The 15691-nt window shown below is 69.3% G+C and carries 17 protein-coding genes; 11 read left to right on the forward strand and 6 right to left on the reverse strand.

The window, feature by feature from the left end; genetic code table 11:
• The first annotated feature begins 2 nt into the window (after positions 1-2).
• Entirely contained in the window at positions 3-1271 is a 1269-nt protein-coding gene (locus tag ABZX22_RS29420; RefSeq protein WP_354914785.1) for an activator-dependent family glycosyltransferase, read from the forward strand.
• Positions 1272-1274: 3 nt separating this feature from the next.
• Positions 1275-2522, forward strand: coding sequence for an activator-dependent family glycosyltransferase (locus ABZX22_RS29425; protein WP_354914786.1), 1248 nt, complete (start codon positions 1275-1277; stop codon positions 2520-2522).
• Positions 2523-2527: 5 nt separating this feature from the next.
• On the opposite strand, the gene rfbB is transcribed toward ABZX22_RS29425, so the two are convergent.
• Positions 2528-3508 (reverse strand): dTDP-glucose 4,6-dehydratase, encoded by a 981-nt coding sequence (rfbB, locus tag ABZX22_RS29430; protein WP_354914788.1) that lies wholly within the window; start codon positions 3506-3508, stop codon positions 2528-2530.
• Positions 3509-3522: 14 nt separating this feature from the next.
• On the reverse strand, positions 3523-4395 hold the full coding sequence (gene rfbA / locus ABZX22_RS29435; RefSeq protein ID WP_354914790.1) for a glucose-1-phosphate thymidylyltransferase RfbA: 873 nt from the start codon (positions 4393-4395) through the stop codon (positions 3523-3525).
• A 74-nt stretch (positions 4396-4469) separates the two neighbouring features.
• Between rfbA and ABZX22_RS29440 the strand changes: the two genes are divergently transcribed.
• Complete coding sequence (locus tag ABZX22_RS29440; protein ID WP_354914792.1) at positions 4470-5738, forward strand: activator-dependent family glycosyltransferase; 1269 nt, start codon at positions 4470-4472, stop codon at positions 5736-5738.
• Between the two features lie 27 nt (positions 5739-5765).
• On the opposite strand, the gene ABZX22_RS29445 is transcribed toward ABZX22_RS29440, so the two are convergent.
• The 3 genes from ABZX22_RS29445 to ABZX22_RS29455 all read right to left on the reverse strand — a co-directional run bounded on the left by ABZX22_RS29445 (position 5766) and on the right by ABZX22_RS29455 (position 7114).
• The gene (locus ABZX22_RS29445; RefSeq protein WP_354914794.1) at positions 5766-6716 is read right to left on the reverse strand and encodes an aldo/keto reductase; all 951 of its coding nucleotides are present in this window, start codon (positions 6714-6716) and stop codon (positions 5766-5768) included.
• Between the two features lie 94 nt (positions 6717-6810).
• Complete coding sequence (locus tag ABZX22_RS29450) at positions 6811-6942, reverse strand: hypothetical protein (protein WP_354914796.1); 132 nt, start codon at positions 6940-6942, stop codon at positions 6811-6813.
• A gap of 49 nt (positions 6943-6991) precedes the next feature.
• Complete coding sequence (locus ABZX22_RS29455) at positions 6992-7114, reverse strand: hypothetical protein (RefSeq protein WP_354914798.1); 123 nt, start codon at positions 7112-7114, stop codon at positions 6992-6994.
• Positions 7115-7249: 135 nt separating this feature from the next.
• Here ABZX22_RS29455 and ABZX22_RS29460 point away from each other — a divergent pair, with 135 nt between their 5' ends.
• The 5 genes from ABZX22_RS29460 to ABZX22_RS29480 are packed head-to-tail and all read left to right on the forward strand — an operon-like array spanning position 7250 to position 12615.
• Positions 7250-8491 carry a beta-ketoacyl-[acyl-carrier-protein] synthase family protein gene (locus ABZX22_RS29460; RefSeq protein WP_354914800.1) on the forward strand — a complete coding sequence of 414 codons (1242 nt, stop codon included), beginning with the start codon at positions 7250-7252 and terminating at the stop codon, positions 8489-8491.
• A 56-nt stretch (positions 8492-8547) separates the two neighbouring features.
• Positions 8548-8781, forward strand: coding sequence for an acyl carrier protein (locus ABZX22_RS29465; RefSeq protein WP_354914802.1), 234 nt, complete (start codon positions 8548-8550; stop codon positions 8779-8781).
• A 14-nt stretch (positions 8782-8795) separates the two neighbouring features.
• Positions 8796-9935, forward strand: coding sequence for a long-chain fatty acid--CoA ligase (locus ABZX22_RS29470; protein ID WP_354914804.1), 1140 nt, complete (start codon positions 8796-8798; stop codon positions 9933-9935).
• Positions 9932-11476: an aromatic amino acid ammonia-lyase gene (locus ABZX22_RS29475; protein ID WP_354914805.1), complete on the forward strand. Its 1545-nt coding sequence runs from the start codon at positions 9932-9934 to the stop codon at positions 11474-11476. Before ABZX22_RS29470 ends, ABZX22_RS29475 begins: the two co-directional genes overlap by 4 nt.
• 26 nt (positions 11477-11502) lie before the next feature.
• Positions 11503-12615, forward strand: a complete 1113-nt coding sequence (locus ABZX22_RS29480) for a nucleotide disphospho-sugar-binding domain-containing protein (RefSeq protein WP_354914807.1) — start codon at positions 11503-11505, stop codon at positions 12613-12615.
• Between the two features lie 177 nt (positions 12616-12792).
• Here the strand turns inward: ABZX22_RS29480 and ABZX22_RS29485 are convergent, their stop codons facing one another.
• Positions 12793-13593 (reverse strand): transposase, encoded by an 801-nt coding sequence (locus ABZX22_RS29485; protein ID WP_354914809.1) that lies wholly within the window; start codon positions 13591-13593, stop codon positions 12793-12795.
• Positions 13594-13751: 158 nt separating this feature from the next.
• On the opposite strand from ABZX22_RS29485, the gene ABZX22_RS29490 reads away from it, so the two are divergent.
• The 3 genes from ABZX22_RS29490 (at position 13752) to ABZX22_RS29500 (ending at position 15456) form a co-directional block, all read left to right on the forward strand.
• Positions 13752-14795 (forward strand): integrase core domain-containing protein, encoded by a 1044-nt coding sequence (locus ABZX22_RS29490; RefSeq protein ID WP_354914811.1) that lies wholly within the window; start codon positions 13752-13754, stop codon positions 14793-14795.
• Positions 14752-15021, forward strand: a complete 270-nt coding sequence (locus tag ABZX22_RS29495) for an integrase core domain-containing protein (protein WP_354914812.1) — start codon at positions 14752-14754, stop codon at positions 15019-15021. The genes ABZX22_RS29490 and ABZX22_RS29495 overlap by 44 nt, the downstream gene beginning before the upstream one ends.
• Positions 15022-15273: 252 nt before the next feature.
• Positions 15274-15456 carry a hypothetical protein gene (locus tag ABZX22_RS29500; RefSeq protein ID WP_354914814.1) on the forward strand — a complete coding sequence of 61 codons (183 nt, stop codon included), beginning with the start codon at positions 15274-15276 and terminating at the stop codon, positions 15454-15456.
• The last annotated feature ends 235 nt before the right edge of the window (positions 15457-15691 follow it).

Here is a 15691-nt window from a genome sequence, read left to right on the forward strand (position 1 = left end):
CGATGCGCGTACTGATGACGTACTACTCGGAGCGCACCCACCTGTTCTGCATGGTCCCCCTGGCCCAGGCGCTCATCGCCGCGGGGCACGAGGTCCGCGTGGCCAGCCAGCCCAGCCAGGCCGAGTTCATCATGGACACCGGACTGCCGGCCGTGGCCGTCGGCAAGGACCACGTGGTCTGGCGGCTCGTACAGGCCCGCGAGGACGTCTTCGCCAATTTACGCACCATGGGATGCCCGCCGTTCGACCGCACGGACGAGCCCGTGGAGAACATCACCTGGGACGACCTGGCCGAGGGCTACTCCAGCATCGTGCCCTGGTGGTGGCGGCTGGTGAACGATCCGATGATCCCGGACCTGGTGGAGTTCTGCCGGTTCTGGCAGCCGGACCTGGTGATCTGGGAGCCGGGCACGTACGCGGGGGCGGTGGCCGCCCGGGTCACCGGGGTCGCCGGCGTGCGGGCTCTGTGGGGGGCGGACATGTTCGGCTACATGCGGCAGCTCTTCGTCCGGCTGCGCGACGCCCAGCCGGAAGGCAGCCGGACGGATCCGCTCGCCGACTGGCTGGGACGCTGGGCCAGGAAGTACGGCGCCACCTTCGACGAGGAGATGACCTGCGGTCGGGTGACGCTCGACCAGCTGCCCGAGTCCGTGCGGCTGCCCACGGGGCTCCCGATCCGGTCGATGCGGTACGCGCCCTACAACGGGCGATCGGTGGTGCCGCGCTGGTTGTGGGAGCCGGCCGAGCGCCGCCGCGTCTGCCTCACCCTGGGTACGAGCTCCTCCGAGCGCATGGGGGGCTACTCGGCCCCCGTCGCGGACATCCTGGGCTCGCTGGCCGAGCTGGACGTCGAGGTCGTGGCCACCGTGCCAGAACGGGAGCGGGCGGGACTCGGGACACTGCCGCCCAACGTGCGGCTGGTGGAGTTCGCGCCGCTGCACGCGCTGGCGGCCACGTGCGAGGTGGTGATCCACCACGGCGGGTGGGGATCGGCGTCCACGTCAGGGATCAACGGGGTTCCGCAGCTTGTACTGGCGCAGCAGTTCGACGCGCCCCCGCTGGCGCGGAGGCTGGCGGCCAGGGGCGGGGCGCTGCAGATGCATGAGTCGCAGGCGACGGGCGCGAACGTGCGCGAGCACGTGGTACGGCTGCTGGAGGAGCCCGCCTTCGCCCGGGAAGCCGCTGGGCTGCGTGACGAGATGCTGGCCATGCCGTCCCCGTCCGAGATCGTCCCGGAGCTGGAGCGGCTCGCGGCGGAGCGGCGGAGCTGAGACATGCGGGTGTTGTTGGCCGCGTACGCGGCGAGATCGCACCTGCTGCCCATGGTGCCGCTCGCGCAGGCGCTGGCGGCGGCGGGGCACGAGGTCCGCGTGGCCAGCCAGCCCGCGCTCGCCGGCGACATCGCCGCCGGCGGGCTGACCGCCGTGCCCGTCGGCCGCGACCATATCGTCAGGCGCGTGCTGGGCGCCCGCCCCGACATCGCCAGCCGGCTCAGGAACGCCGGGATGCCGCCGTTCGATCTCGCGCAGGGCCCACCGGAGGGCGTCACCTGGGAGGCGCTGTCGGCGGGCTACCGCGATTTCGCCGTGCCGTGGCTCTTCAGGCTGGTCAACGAGCCGATGCTGGCCGATCTCGTGGAGTTCTGCCGCTTCTGGCGGCCCGACCTGGTGATCTGGGAGCCGATCACGCTGGCCGCGCCGCTGGCTGCGGCGGCGGTGGGCGCCGCGCAGGTGCGGCTGCTGTGGAGCGCCGACCTGTTCGGCCACCTGCGGGCGAGCTTCACCGAACTGCGCGGGACCCGGCCCGTGGAGGATCGGGCCGACCCGCTCGCGGAGCTGATGGAGCGGTGGGGCGCCCGGTACGGGGTCACCTTCACCGAGGAGCTGCTCTCCGGTCGGCTCACCGTGGACCAGACGCCCCCGTCCATCCGGATGGAACCCGGGCTGCCCTGCCTGTCCATGCGTTACGTCCCCTACCACGGTCCCAGCGTCCTGCCCCGGTGGTTGTGGCGGCGGCCGGAGCGTCCCCGCGTCTGCGTCACGCTGGGCATCACGGACGGCCAGTTGCACGGCCGGTCGAGCCTGCCGCTGGATGAGCTGCTGTCGGCGCTGGCCGGCCTCGACGCGGATGTCGTCACGACGCTGCCGCCACACGACCACCGGAAGGTGCCGGCGAACGTCACGGCCGTCGGGTGGGTGCCGCTGCGCGCCCTGGTGTCCGGCAGTTCCGCGGTGATCCACCACGCTGGATGGGGGACGGTGTGCACCACCGCGTACTGCGGCGTGCCTCAGCTCGCCCTGGCGCAGCGGGAGTTCGACGGGCCGTTGCTGGCCCGGTCGGTCGCCGCCCAGGGGGCCGGGCTGGTGCTGGAACCGGAGAACCTGGACGGTGACCGGGTACGCGACTGCGTGCGCAGGCTGCTGGAGGATCCGCCCTTCCGGCGGGGCGCGGCACGCCTGCGCGAGGAGATGCGCTCCATGCCGTCCCCGGCCGAGGTGGTGGCGGAGCTGGAAGGTCTCTGATCACGTCATCGGGGTGCGCTCTTCAACGGAGCCCACCAGGCGCGGTTCTCGGAATACCACCGGACGGTCTGGGCGAGGCCGTCGGCGAAGGACGTCGCCGGCCTGAACCCCAGCTCCGCGGCGATCTTCCCGGAGTCGAGCGAGTATCGCCTGTCGTGGCCCTTGCGGTCCTCGACGTACTCGACCATGGAGCGGTCGTGATCCAGGAGCCACAGCAGCAGGTCGGTGACCTCGCGGTTCGTCATCGTGTGACCGCTGCCGACGTTGTAGACGTGGCCGGCTCGCCCACGGTGCGCCGCCAGCGCGATCGCCCGGCAGTGGTCATCGACGAACGTCCACTCCCTGACGTTGCCGCCGTCGCCGTACAGGGGCACTTTCCGCCCGTCCAGCAGGTTGGTGACGAACAGCGGGATCAGCTTTTCCGGGTGCTGGTAGGGCCCGTAGTTGTTGGACGACCGCACGATCGTCACGGGGAAGCCGTGGGTGTGGAACAGGGCTCGGGCGAGCAGGTCGCCGGCGGCCTTCGAGGCCGAGTACGGCGAGGTGGGATCGAGCGGATGGTCCTCCGGCCAGGAGCCGGCGTCGATCGATCCGTACACCTCGTCGGTCGAGACGCTCACACAGGTGTCCACCCCGTGCCGGCGCGCGGCGTCGAAGAGCGTGTAGCCGCCCAGGACGTTGGTCCTGACGAACTCCAGCCCGCCGTCGATCGAGCGGTCGACGTGGGATTCGGCGGCGAAGTGCACGACCGTGCGCACGCCGTGCATGACCTTGTCCACCAGCGCGGGGTCACAGAGGTCGCCTTCCACGAACTCGAGCCGGGGGTCGTCGATGACGGGAGCGAGGTTGGCCGGGTTGCCGGCGTAGGTGAGCCGGTCGACGACCACGACCTCGCCCCCGGGCAGCCAGGGGTAGCCGTCCGACAGCAGCCGGCGGACGAAATGGGAGCCGATGAAGCCCGCGCCCCCGGTGATGAGATAACGCATGCCAGATCCTCCGATCACGCGATCGAGCCAGCGATGCTCATCACATATCTGCCGTACTCGGAATTAGCCATTTCCGCTCCCAGGCGATAACAGGAATCCGCGTCGATAAGACCCATGCGCAGCGCGATCTCCTCGATGCAGGCCACCCGCACGCCCTGGCGGCTCTCCATGATGCGGACGTATTCGCTCGCCTCCAGCAGGGAAAGCTGGGTGCCCGCGTCTATCCACGTGAATCCGCGGCCGAGCTCCATCACCTTGGCCCGGCCGTCTTTCAGATAGATCCGGTTGATGTCGGTGATCTCCAATTCACCGCGTGCCGACGGATGCAGCTCGCGAGCTATGTCCACGACGTCGGACCCGTAGAAGTAGAGCCCGGTGATGGCATTGCTGGACAGCGGCCGGACCGGTTTCTCCTCGATGGAGACGAGATTGCCGTGCGCGTCCAGCTCGCCGACGGCGTAGCGCTCTGGGTCGGTGACGGGGTAGCTGAACAGCGTGCAGCCGTCGAGGCTCTCCCATCCCCGCAGCAGCAGCTTGCGGAACCCCGAGCCGTGGAAGAAGTTGTCCCCGAGGATGAGGGCCGAGGGCTGTCCCGCCACGTGGGCGGCGCCAAGAAGATAGGCCTCCGCGATGCCCCGCGGCTCGGGCTGGGCTCGGTAGCCGATCGACAGCCCCAGATGGGAGCCGTCACCGAAGAGCCGCTGGATGTCGGGCAACGAGTCGGGGGTGGAGATGATCAGTATGTCGTGGACGCCGGCCAGCATCAGGGTGGCCAGCGGATAATAGATCATTGGTTTGTCGTAGACAGGTAAGAGCTGTTTCGACATGGCCAGAGTGAGCGGCTGCAAACGCGTTCCGCTGCCGCCGGCCAGAAGAATTCCCTTCATGGCGCCGTCCATTAACGGTAGATATTGGATTGGGGCCCTATCCTAAGGCTGTCGCGAAACTTTCGGGAGGTGTCATGAGAATTTTGTTCGCCACTTATGCGGAGCGTACTCATTTCCATGCAATAGTGCCGCTGGCCAGGGCGCTGGAAGCGGCCGGTCACGAGGTCGTGGTGGCCAGTCAGGCGTCAATGTCGGGCGTTATATCGGGCGCCGGTCTCACGGCTGTCGCGGTGGGCCGCGACAGTAATCTGTGGCGCGTTCTCCAGCTTCATGCGGAGGCGTGGAAATCGGCTCGGACGGAGCTGTTCCCGCCATTCGATCTCCTGTCCGCCCCACGGCGGGAACGGGTGTACCCGGCCTTCCGCCACGGTTACGAGCAGGTGGTGAAGTGGTGGTGGCGGCTGGTGAACGACGCCATGGCCGGTGAGCTGACCGCGTTCGCCCGGCACTGGCGTCCGCGACTGGTGATGTGGGACGCGGGTACGTTCAGCGCGGCGATCGCGGCCTCCGCCGTGGGCGCGGCGCACGCGCGGATCCTGTGCGGCCTCGACCTGTACGGAGCGGCCCGCCGGGAGTTCCTCACCCTGCTGGAGCGGCAGCCGCCGGAGGAGCGGGACGATCCGCTGGCCTCCTGGCTGGGCCTGTGCGCGCACCGGGCGGGGGTGCCTTTCGCCGAGGAGATGACGACCGGGCACTTCACCGTCGACCAGCTTCCCCCCTTCATGCGCATGGAGACCGGCCTGCGCCGCCTGCCCATGCGGTACGTGCCCTACAACGGCGTGGCCGTCGTGCCCCGCTGGTTGTGGCGGCGCCCCGAGCGGCCCCGCGTGTGCGTGACCCTCGGCACCATGAACGCCGAGCGGCTGGGCGGTTCCCCGATCTCCGTGCGCCAGGTGCTCGACGCGCTGGCCGACCTCGAGGTGGAGGTCGTGGCCACGGTGCCGCAGGCGGAGCGGGAAGGGCTGGGAGCGCCGCCGGCCAACGCCAGGATCGTGCCGCACGTCCCGTTGCACGCCCTGATGGGTACGGTGGCGGCGGTGGTCCATCACGGGGGGTGGGGCACCATGAGCACCGCGGCGCTGTGCGGCGTGCCCCAGCTCGTGCTGGCTCAGCAGTTCGACGCCCCGATGCGCGGGCGGCTGCTGGCCGGGCAGAGCGCGGGGTTGTGCCTGCCGCTGGACGAGGTCGGCGTCGAGCGGCTTCGGGAGTGCGTGCGGCGCCTCATCGAGGACCCGGTGTTCGTGGCGGGGGCTGCGGGGGTGCGGGAGCAGATGAGGGCGATGCCGGCGCCCGCCGCGGTGGCCGCCGAGGTGACCGCGCTGGCGGCCGGGTTCGGCTCGTGACCCCGAGATCTCGCCGGCCGGGGCCGGTCAGCTCCAGCGGCGATGGCCGGCCGGGCGGGGCACCGCCGCGAGCTCCCGCAGATCGTCGGGACCGAGTTCCAGCTCGGCCGCCGCCACGTTCTCCCGCAACCAGCGCATCTTCTTGGTGCCGGGGATCGGGATGACGTCCTTTCCCTGAGCGAGCACCCAGGCGATCGCGACCTGTGCCGGAGTGGCGTCCAGCCGGCGGGCGACCGCGCGGACGGTCGTCAGGATCCTCTCGTTCGCGGTCATCGCCTCCACGGTGAAGCGCGGGTCACGGGAGCGCGAGTCGTCGCCGGAGAAGGCCGCGGGCGGGAGCCTGCCGCTGAGGTACCCGCGTCCGATGCAGGCGAAGGCGAGAAAGACCGCTTCGTGCCCGCGGCACCAGGGGATCACGTCGCGCAGCGTGTAGTCGGCCCAGATCGACAGCTCGTACTGGACGGCCGAGACGGGGTGGATGGCGTGCGCCTCGTCGAGTTCCTCGACGGTGGCGTGCGAGATCCCGAGGTGGACGACCTTTCCCTCCGAGACCAGCTTGGCCATCGCACCCCATGTCTCGGACAGGGGTACGGCGGGATCGATGCGGTGCAACTGGAGCAGGTCGATGCGATCGGTGCGCAGCCTGGCCAGCGAGGCGTCACACGCGGCGCGAATGTGTTCCGGGGTGCCGTTCCTGCGCAGGACGCCCCGGGGACCGGAGACCAGGCCGCACTTGGTGGCCAGGACGACCTCGTCGCGGCGCGTGCGCAGGGCGCGCCCGATGAGTTCCTCGTTGGTGTACGGCCCGTAGATGTCGGCGGTGTCGAAGAGCGTGACCCCGAGGTCGACCGCGTGGTTGAGCACGCTGACGGACTCGGCGTCGTCCCGTTCGTGCGGGCTGTAGGCATGCGACATGGACATGCAGCCGAGCCCGATGCGGCCGACTTCCACTCCGTCGGGCAGGACTGTCGTGCGCATGGCACCTCCCAGAGGGGCTGAGCGGGTACGGAGGCGAACGGAGAAGGGGGGCGTGGGCCGGCGCTGAGCGGCCTGCCCACGCACCCCTCGGTAATTAGATGCGCGCGTAGCCGTAATCCACGGTCGCGGCTTCGACCGTGTCGGACGACTCACGCTTGTCAGCACCGGCCAGAACGTCGTTGTCGTCGGCTGTCCATGAGGCGCTGGTAATGGTCAGATTGCGCATCTTGTCACCTCCTCAGGCTGAACCAGATGGAATTGCGGGGCAGGCGGTATCAGATACGCGCGTATCCGTACGAGACCTCGGCGGCCTCGACGGCGTCCGCCGAGTCGTGCCGACCGGCCTGCTCGTTTTCGTTGAGGTTCCAAGAGGGCTCCTGGACGGTGATATTCCGCATTTCCTTTCACCTCCTTCGGGCTTTGGGGTGAGAGTAATGACCGCAATCGGCGATGACAATTCTCCGGGCTTCCTATATTCCATTGGGAGATGTCCCGCCGGCGGGACGGCCGTGGATTGGAAGAGGGGTGCGGAAATGCGGAAAGTCGTTGTCACCGGGCGCGGTGCGATATCGCCGATCGGTCTGACCTGGGCCGAGACCTGGGCGGGCATGTGCGCCGGCCGCAGCGGCATTCGGCGGCTTTCCGGAATCGACGTCGCCGGTCTGCCTGTGCGGATCGGGGGGCAGATCGACGGGTTCGACCCTATGGAGCACCTGCCTGCCGCGCTGGTCCGCCGTACCGGCAGGACGGTTCACCTGGCCCTGGCCGCCGCCAGGGCGGCCCTGGACGAGGCCGGTCTGCCGGAGGGCGGGCTGGGCCCGCGCGCGGCCGTGGTGATCGGCTCGGTCGGCGGTCACGGCCAGAGGGCCGCCGAGGCGCGGAGCGCCTTCGCGCGCAACGGCGTCAAGGGCCTCAGTCCCTACACGTTCGCGGCCACGGGCATCGTCGGACCGGCCTCGGAGGTGGCCCTGCTCGTCGGCGCCCAGGGGCCCGTGAGCACGGTCGCGACCGCCTGCGCGACCGGCGCCACCTGCGTCGGCGAGGGGATGAGGCTGATCAGGGAGGGCCGGGCCGACGTGGTGCTGGCGGGCGGCGCGGACGACACGCTGACCGCGTTCGACCTGGCGGTGGCCGCCCGCGCCGGCGCGCTGTCGCGCAGGAACGACCGCCCCGAGGCGGCGAGCAGACCGTTCGACCGGGGCCGCGACGGCTTCGTGATGAGCGCGGGAGCGGGCGTCCTCGTGCTGGAGAGCGCCGAGCACGCCGCGGCACGCGGGGCGAGGGTGTTCGGCGAGTTGGCCGGATACGGCGCCACCACGGACGCGCACCATCTGACGGCGCCGCACCCGCAGGGCACGATGGCGCGGGAGGCCATGCGGGCGGCCCTGGCGGAGGCCGGGGTCGCCGTGCGCAGTGTGGGCTACGTCAACGCGCACGGCACGAGCACCAGGCACAACGACGCCACCGAGATCGTGGTGCTCCGGGCGGTGCTGGAAGAGCGCGCGGCGTCCGTACCCATAAGTTCGACGAAGAGCGTGACCGGGCACATGCTCGCGGCGGCGGGCGCCGTCGAGGCCATGGCCATGCTCGAGGTCATTCGTACCGGCATCGTCCCGCCGACGGTGAACTGTGACGATCCGGAGGACCCGGAGCTGGATTTCGTCCCGCAGCACGCGCAGGCGCGCCGCGTGGACGTGGCCGTGAGCAATTCATTCGGCTTTGGCGGGCACAATGCGGTGCTCGTCGGCAGCGGCGCGGGCGTTGACAGGGGTTGAATCAGGAAGTAATTGTTCGTAGATGTTTCGCGCCCCTCGACCGAAAGGTGGGACCAGTGCCGGAGAGCGATCCCGAGAAATTTGAAGTCCTCGTGCGGACCTTTCATGAGGTGGCCGGAGTGTCAACAGACTCCATACGGCCGGACAGCCTTCTCATCGAGGAGGTCGGCCTGGACTCGCTGTCGCTCGTCGAGGTCGTTTACGTTTTGGAAGACCGCTTGAAAATCGCCGTACCCGAGCAGTCACTGACGGACGTGAAGACCGTCAAGGACCTTTTTGACCTTTTCTGACGCTGGAGGCTCCCGTGTCATTCACCGAATACACGCCCACGGAGTTGCTCAGGCTCGGGCTGGACCATCCGAAAATCACGGACAGCCCCTGGACGGTCCGCTGGAACGAGGTCGGTGCCCCCGTGCTCGCCAGGACCGACATCGCACGGCGCATGCTGAGCCTGTTGCCGGTCATCACCCGGTTCGGGACCTCGGGCAGCACCGGGGAAAGCCAGACCTGGCTGCGCACCCGTGAACAGTTGTGGACCGAGGCTGGCTTGCTGGCCGGGCTGCTGGCCGCTGACCGTCCGCAGGGACTGTTGTCGTTCGCGCCGCCGCGCCATTTGTACGGAGCCCTGGCGACGGTGCTGCTTCCTGCCCTCCTGGGAGTGCCAGTGTGGTACCGGCCGCAGTACTTCGGCGCGATGCCGCCCACGGGGCCGCGCCGGTGGGCGGTCGTGGCGGTGCCCTGGACGTTCTCGATCCTGCGACGCAACGCGAGCTGGCTGACCGGGATCGACCGGCTGTCGGTGCTCCACAGCACGGCGATCCTGCCCGAGGCCGCGGGGCAATTCGTCAGCGAGGTCGGTGCGGATCGCATGAGCCTGGTCGAGATCTTCGGCTCGACGGAGACCGGGGGCGTGGCCCACCGCAGATGGCGGCCGGACGACCCGGACTGGGAGCTCTTCCCCGACGTGCGTTTCTGCGGTGATCTCAGCCTGGACGTGCCGGGGGAGCAGCCGCTGGTCGTGAGCAGCCCGCGCCTGGCCTACCGCGCGAACGGCAAGCGGCTGGAGTGCTGGGAGATGGACGACTACGTCGTCAAGTCCGGGGAACGCGGCTTCGTCTTCTCAGGGCGGCGAAGCCGGCTGGTCAACCTCAACGGCCGTCGCGTCGATCTCGACGAACTCGAGGTACGGGCCAGGGCGCTGCTCGACTGCCGGGACATAGCCTTCCTACCCATCAGACATGAGATGTCCGGGGAACACGTGGAGATGCTCGTCGTCCCGAACGAAGACGTCGCGCTGACAGAGTCCACCGTCCGCGCCGCGTTGACGGCACTGAGCGTGCGACCGCACCGGGTGCATCTGGTGGATCACATCGACCGGTCGGAGACGGGCAAGTTGCTGAAGAAGAGTTCATTTCCCTCGATGAGCGCGGGAGCGACATCATGAGCGCGGTCAATGGGAGCCGCGCGTCCCTCGCGTCGCTGGCCGACGTGCTCGCCGCGGCGGGAAGACACGCCGAGCTGCCTCCGTGCGACGTGGAGACGGCCACCCGGATGCGAGAGAGTGTCGCCGTCCTGGCCAAGGCGCTCGTCGCCGACGAACCTGTCTATGGCGTGACGCGCGGCTTCGGCCCGTTCGTCGTGTACGACGCCGATGAGTCCGCCGTCGCGCAGGGCCGGAGTCTCATCTCGCACCTGGCCTCCGGCCAGGGCCGCCCGCTGGATCCCGGCATCAGCCGGCTGGTGGTGTGGCTGCGCCTGATGAGCATGCGGCAGGGGTACTCCGCGGTCTCGCCGGAATTCTGGCACGTGCTGGCCGATCTGTGGAATCAGGGCTTCACCCCCGCCATCCCACGCGACGGCACCGTGAGCGCGAGCGGCGACCTGCAACCCCTCGCCCATGCCGCGCTGAGCTTCGCCGGCGACGGGGAGGCCTGGATCCCGCAGCCGGGCGGCGGCTGGAAGCCGGCGCCGGCGGATGAGGCACTGCGGGCGGCGGGGGGCCACGCGGTCGAGTGGCCGGCGCGCGAGGCGCTCGCCTTCGTCAACGGCGGCAGCGTCGCTCTGGCCGTCACGATCAGCAACCACCAGCAGGTGGCCAGGCTCAACCGAGCGGTGGCCGTCCTCACGGCCCGGATCGTGGACCTCCTGGGCGCGAGCCTGGAGGCCTACCATCCGGGGATCAGCATCGTCCGAGGCCAGACGGGCCAGGCGCGGGCCGCCGAGTGGATCAGGCTTGACGTGCCCGCGAGCTTCGCGCGTGACACGACCCGCCCGCTCCAGGAGCCGTACAGCCTGCGGTGCGCCCCTCAAGTCCTGGGCGCGGTCCTCGACCAGCTCGCCGCCACAGAACAGATCCTCCTGCGCGAGGCCACGGGCTGCACCGACAATCCCATCTGCTTCCAGGGAGAGCTGCTGCACGGCGGCAACTTCCACGCCATGCCGGTCGGGCTGGCCTCCGACCAGATCGGCCTGTGCCTGCAGCAGGTCGCCTTCCTCGCCGAACGCCAGCTCGCCCTCATCTGCGCGCCCGCGACGAACGGCGGCCTGCCGCTGATGCTCACCCCCCGTCCGGGAGCCGGCAGCGGCCTGGCGGGCGTGCAGATCAGCACGACCTCGTTCGTGTCGCGCATCAGGCAACTCCTCTACCCGTCCTCCCTCACCGCGCTGCCCACGAACGGCGGCAACCAGGATCACGTTCCGATGGCGCTCAACGGCGCGAACGCCGTTACCGACGCGGTCGAGCTGGCCTGGCACGTGGTGGGTTCGCTGGCCGTGGGCGTGACCCAGCTCGCCGCGCTCAAGCGCCGGCCGATCGGCACGGGCGGCCTGTGGGCGGAGCTGGCCCGGATCTCCCCGCCTCTCGCTGCTGATCGGCCGCTCGCCAAGGAGGTAAGCCTGGCCGCTGACCTGGTCGCCGGACACGCGGCGGAGCTGCTGAGCATCGAGACGGCGACCGGTCGTTACGCTATGGCCGACGACCGCTGACGAGATCGAGAGCTGGGCGAGGTTTCATGCGTGTCCTGTTCACGTCGGTGCCGCTGGCCGGTCACTTTCTCCCCCTGGTGCCACTGGCCTGGGCCTTTCGCGCCGCGGGACACGACGTGCTGGTGGCCTCGACCGAGGAGCTCCTCCCCGCGGCGTTGAGATCCGGCCTGCCGGCGGTGGCGTGCGTGCCCGCGGGTCGCTTTCACGAGCACCTGGCCGAGGTCGTGACGTCCGAACCCGGCCGGCAGCGCAGCGCGCACGGCCGGGCCTTCGGGGCCCTCGCCGCGGGTGGCCGCGAAGGCATGGGCGATCTGCTGCGGCGTTGGCGCCCCGACCTGGTGGTGAGTGAACGGGCCGAGTTCGCCGGGGCGCTGGCCGCCGCCGAGAGAGGTGTCCCGTCAGTGCGCTACCACTGGTCGGTCTCCGACGAGTACGAGCTCAACCGGGCGGCGGCGGAGGTACTCGGCGGCGATCTGACGAACCTGCCCGATCCCCTGGGGGTGCTGGACCCCTGGCCGATCGGGCTGCGCCTGCCGCAGGCGAGGCAGCATCTCGGCATCAGGCACGTGCCGCACCACGGTGACACGGCCATTCCCTCCTGGTCCTTCGAGCGCGGCGAGCGCCCGCGGATCTGCCTGACGTTCGGCACCGTCCTGCCCAGGTTCGGCGGGGACTCGGCGTGCAGGCTGATCGTGGCGCTCCTGGAGAGCCTGAGCCGCCTGGACGTCGAGCTGGTTGTGGCGGCGGATGACGAGCTGGTCGCTACCTGGCCGCCGTTGCCCGTCACGTACGCCGGCCGCATGCCGCTCGGCGCGGTGCTGCCCACCTGCGCTGTGGCGATCCACCACGGCGGGCAGGGAACGACGCTGACCGCGATGCTCGCCGGCTGCCCGCAACTGGTGCTGCCGCAGGTGGACGATCAGTTCGACAACGCGCGGGCGGTGGCGGGGTCCGGCGCGGGACTGGCCCTGGCGCCGGACGAAGCCACGCCTGACCTGGTCGTGAAGGCGTGCGGGGAACTGCTCCTGATCGCGGGCTACCGCACCGCCGCGGTGTCACTCGCGGCGTCGGCGGCGGCTCTGCCGGCGCCCGCCGAGGTCGTCACGCTGCTGGCGGAGGGGCGTACCGACCGCCGTTGACCCGCTGCGTGTCGATCCCGGAGAGCGGAATGACGAGCGGGAGAATCGCCGGTCCGGCGGCCGGGATGGCCGTGACTATAGGCGTGGAATGGCGATGGCGATGAGGCGTACCGAATAATGCTCTAGATGGCAAACGTAGGTTTGCCCCCATTGGCGACCCTGGTGGTTTATTCGTGATCAGGCGGCGAGGGCGAGTTCCAGTCGGGCGAGGTGGCCGGTTCGGGTGCGATCGAGTGCATGCCCGTTCCACCAGGCATCCAGCCGGATCAGGTTGAGCGCGACCACGGAGAAGACGTGGTCGAGATGGACCTTGGCCAGGCCGCGATAGCGAATCCGGCGGATGTCGGTGACCGCGACGGCTTGCCGGATGGTGCCCTCGACGCCCGCGCGGAGCTTGTACCTGTCTTGCCACTCGGTAGTGAATTGCTCGGCGCGGGCAGCGTCCAGGGCCTTTTGGATCTTCTCCGTGCGGATGGTGAGCTGTCGTCCCCGGACGGTGGCGGTGGTGCACGCCTGCCGGACCGGGCAGGGCTGACAGTCCTGGCCGGAGAAGCGGATGACGATCGCGTCGGTGCCGCGCTGGATGCACGGTGTCCATGAGGTGTTGCGCGTGCCCTGCGGGCAGGTGACCTGCTGGTTGTTCCAGTCGATGGTGAACGCGGTGCGGTCGAACCCGGTCCGGGCGCGTGCTTGCGGGGACTGATCGAGCAACATGGGGGTGACCAGCGCGATCCCGAACTTCTCCCGCGCGCCGACGAGCAGTGCGGCTGAGGGATAGCCCGAATCAAGGTAGTGCTCGGCGGGAAGCAGGCCGCGCCGGGCGAGCGCCTGGTGGATCGGACCGGCGGCCTGGCTGTCGGGCACGGTGGCGTCCGTCGTGGTCACATTGGTGATCAGATTCTGTGGTAGCGGTTCGCCGGTGCCGGCCGCAGCGGCGACGGCGTCGGGAGTGTTGTCGCAGGTCTCGCTGACGTGCACCTTGTAGCCATTCCAGAAGGATCATCGCCCTTGGCGGCCCACCGGGCGTCGGTGTCGTAGGGGGAGCTCAGCCGGTATCTGCCCGGCGGGAGTCCCTCGCCTGTCCGGTGCCAGAACTGACGCATAGGGTCTGACCTGGTCTTCTAGGCTCGGCTCTCGTGCTATTTCGGCTGCTGTATCTGCTGGTGGGTCGGGTGTTCGGTTGGCTGGTGCTGCTCACTCGGGGCAGCTCCTCCAAAGAGGTGGAGATCTTGGTGTTGCGGCATGAGGTCGCGGTGCTGCGTCGCCAGGTCGCCCAGCCCAGGCCGGATTGGGCCGATCGGGCGCTGCTGGCCGCGCTGGCCAGGCTGTTACCCGCTGACCTTCGGCTGCATCGCATCGTGACGCCTGGCACGCTGCTTGCCTGGCACCGCAGGCTGGTCAAGAAGAAATGGACCTACCCCGCCAAGCATGGCCGGCCCCCAATCGCGCAGGAGATCCGCGATCTGATCGTCCGGTTGGCGCGGGAGAATCCACGATGGGGGCATCGACGTATCCAGGGCGAGCTACTCGGTCTTGGATACCGGGTGGGGCACGGGACGGTCCGCCGGGTGTTGGCGGCGGCGGGGTTTGGGCCCGCGCCGCGCCGGGCTTCACCGACGTGGCGTCAGTTCCTCATCTCTCAGGCCTCCGGCATCCTGGCGTGCGACTTTGTTCACGTCGATACGGTGTTCCTCAAACGCCTGTACGTGCTGTTTGTCATGGAGGTCGAAACGCGGCGCGTGCATATCCTCGGTGTCATGGCTCATCCGACGGGTGCCTGGACAGCGCAGCAGGCGCGCAATCTGCTGATGGACCTGGGCGAACGAGCCGACGGGTTTCGGTTCCTGATCCGAGACAGGGATGGCAAGTTCGGCGGAGGATTTGACGAGGTGCTTGCCGGCGCGGACGTGCGTGTCCTGAAGATTCCGCCGCGCTCGCCACGGGCGAACGCGTTTGCCGAGCGGTTCGTCGGCACGCTCCGGCGCGAATGCCTCGATCACCTTCTGGCCCACGGTGAACGGCACCTGCGACAGGTCCTGGCCGAGTACGAGCTCCACTACAACCACCATCGGTCGCATCAGGCGCTGTCACTACGCCAACCCCTTCACGATCCTGCCGAGGTGGTCGATCTCACGGATGAACGCCATCTGCGAGCGGGTCATTGGCACCCTGCGCCGTGAACTCCTGGACCGGATGCTGATCCTCAGCGAACGCCATCTAGCCCTGGTGCTCCGCGAGTACCTGAACCACTACAACGGGCACCGGCCGCACCAGTCCCGGCACCAACGGCCGCCAGACACCGCCACGCAGTCCACCCGCGACGTGACCGAACTCAATGGCCTGCGATCCATCCGCCGAAGACCCGTTGTCGCAGGCATGATCAGCGAATACCACCACGCCGCTTAATCGCAGCTCAGCCCACGTAACTCAATATTCGAGCGGCACACCGTCCTACGCACCCTGCTGCATGGGGCCGCACGAACCGGGCGCGCCATCTTCTACGACGACGACCTGCACGCCGACGACGCCGACGACGCCGACACAGTATTCGTCCAGCTATGGGAAGGGGCGCTCCGCGAACAGACCAGCACCGCCTCCGAACGAGCCGGATGGCGACGAGCCGCACGAACCGCGATCGACCGCTCCACACACACGATCGTGGGAGGCAAGCAGCGAGCCAGGTACAACGATGCTGCCAGCCTTGCGGCTGCGCTCGCCGAGACCGAGATCATCATCGACGGGGAGAGCACTTATCTCGACGCCGCCCTGGACACCTACCGGCGCCACATCGCCTTCCGCCGCGAAGCCGACGATGTACCCAGGGCATCCGTCCTCCTGTGACACCGCGGCTGCGAGGGCTCGTACTCGTTTGATCTGCCGTGAAGCTCGAGTTCTCTTCAGCCGGAGCCTGGCCCTATGAAGCCGTGCTGCACTCGGAAACAAAATGACATGAGGCCGGTGGTCAAGGACACATGGTTGCTCGGCGGGCGGCGGGGGAGGGGGGGGAGGAGCACCACCCCGGCGGATTGTGTTTATAAGTTGTGGTTGGGGGAGAGGTTGTGGGGGGGGGGGGCCC

This window comes from Nonomuraea sp. NPDC003804 (assembly GCF_040610675.1).
GTDB lineage: Bacteria > Actinomycetota > Actinomycetes > Streptosporangiales > Streptosporangiaceae > Nonomuraea.

Excerpts from the sequence above, each read along its gene's own strand:
- ABZX22_RS29420 (WP_354914785.1), top strand. The coding sequence starts at position 3 with ATGCGCGTACTGATGACGTACTACTCGGAGCGCACCCACCTGTTCTGC.
- ABZX22_RS29480 (WP_354914807.1), top strand. The coding sequence starts at position 11,503 with ATGCGTGTCCTGTTCACGTCGGTGCCGCTGGCCGGTCACTTTCTCCCC.
- ABZX22_RS29440 (WP_354914792.1), top strand. The coding sequence starts at position 4,470 with ATGAGAATTTTGTTCGCCACTTATGCGGAGCGTACTCATTTCCATGCA.
- ABZX22_RS29460 (WP_354914800.1), top strand. The coding sequence starts at position 7,250 with ATGCGGAAAGTCGTTGTCACCGGGCGCGGTGCGATATCGCCGATCGGT.
- ABZX22_RS29475 (WP_354914805.1), top strand. The coding sequence starts at position 9,932 with ATGAGCGCGGTCAATGGGAGCCGCGCGTCCCTCGCGTCGCTGGCCGAC.
- ABZX22_RS29450 (WP_354914796.1), bottom strand. The coding sequence starts at position 6,942 with ATGCGCAATCTGACCATTACCAGCGCCTCATGGACAGCCGACGACAAC.
- rfbB (WP_354914788.1), bottom strand. The coding sequence starts at position 3,508 with ATGCGTTATCTCATCACCGGGGGCGCGGGCTTCATCGGCTCCCATTTC.
- ABZX22_RS29455 (WP_354914798.1), bottom strand. The coding sequence starts at position 7,114 with ATGCGGAATATCACCGTCCAGGAGCCCTCTTGGAACCTCAACGAAAAC.
- rfbA (WP_354914790.1), bottom strand. The coding sequence starts at position 4,395 with ATGAAGGGAATTCTTCTGGCCGGCGGCAGCGGAACGCGTTTGCAGCCG.
- ABZX22_RS29495 (WP_354914812.1), top strand. The coding sequence starts at position 14,752 with ATGAACGCCATCTGCGAGCGGGTCATTGGCACCCTGCGCCGTGAACTC.
- ABZX22_RS29445 (WP_354914794.1), bottom strand. The coding sequence starts at position 6,716 with ATGCGCACGACAGTCCTGCCCGACGGAGTGGAAGTCGGCCGCATCGGG.
- ABZX22_RS29425 (WP_354914786.1), top strand. The coding sequence starts at position 1,275 with ATGCGGGTGTTGTTGGCCGCGTACGCGGCGAGATCGCACCTGCTGCCC.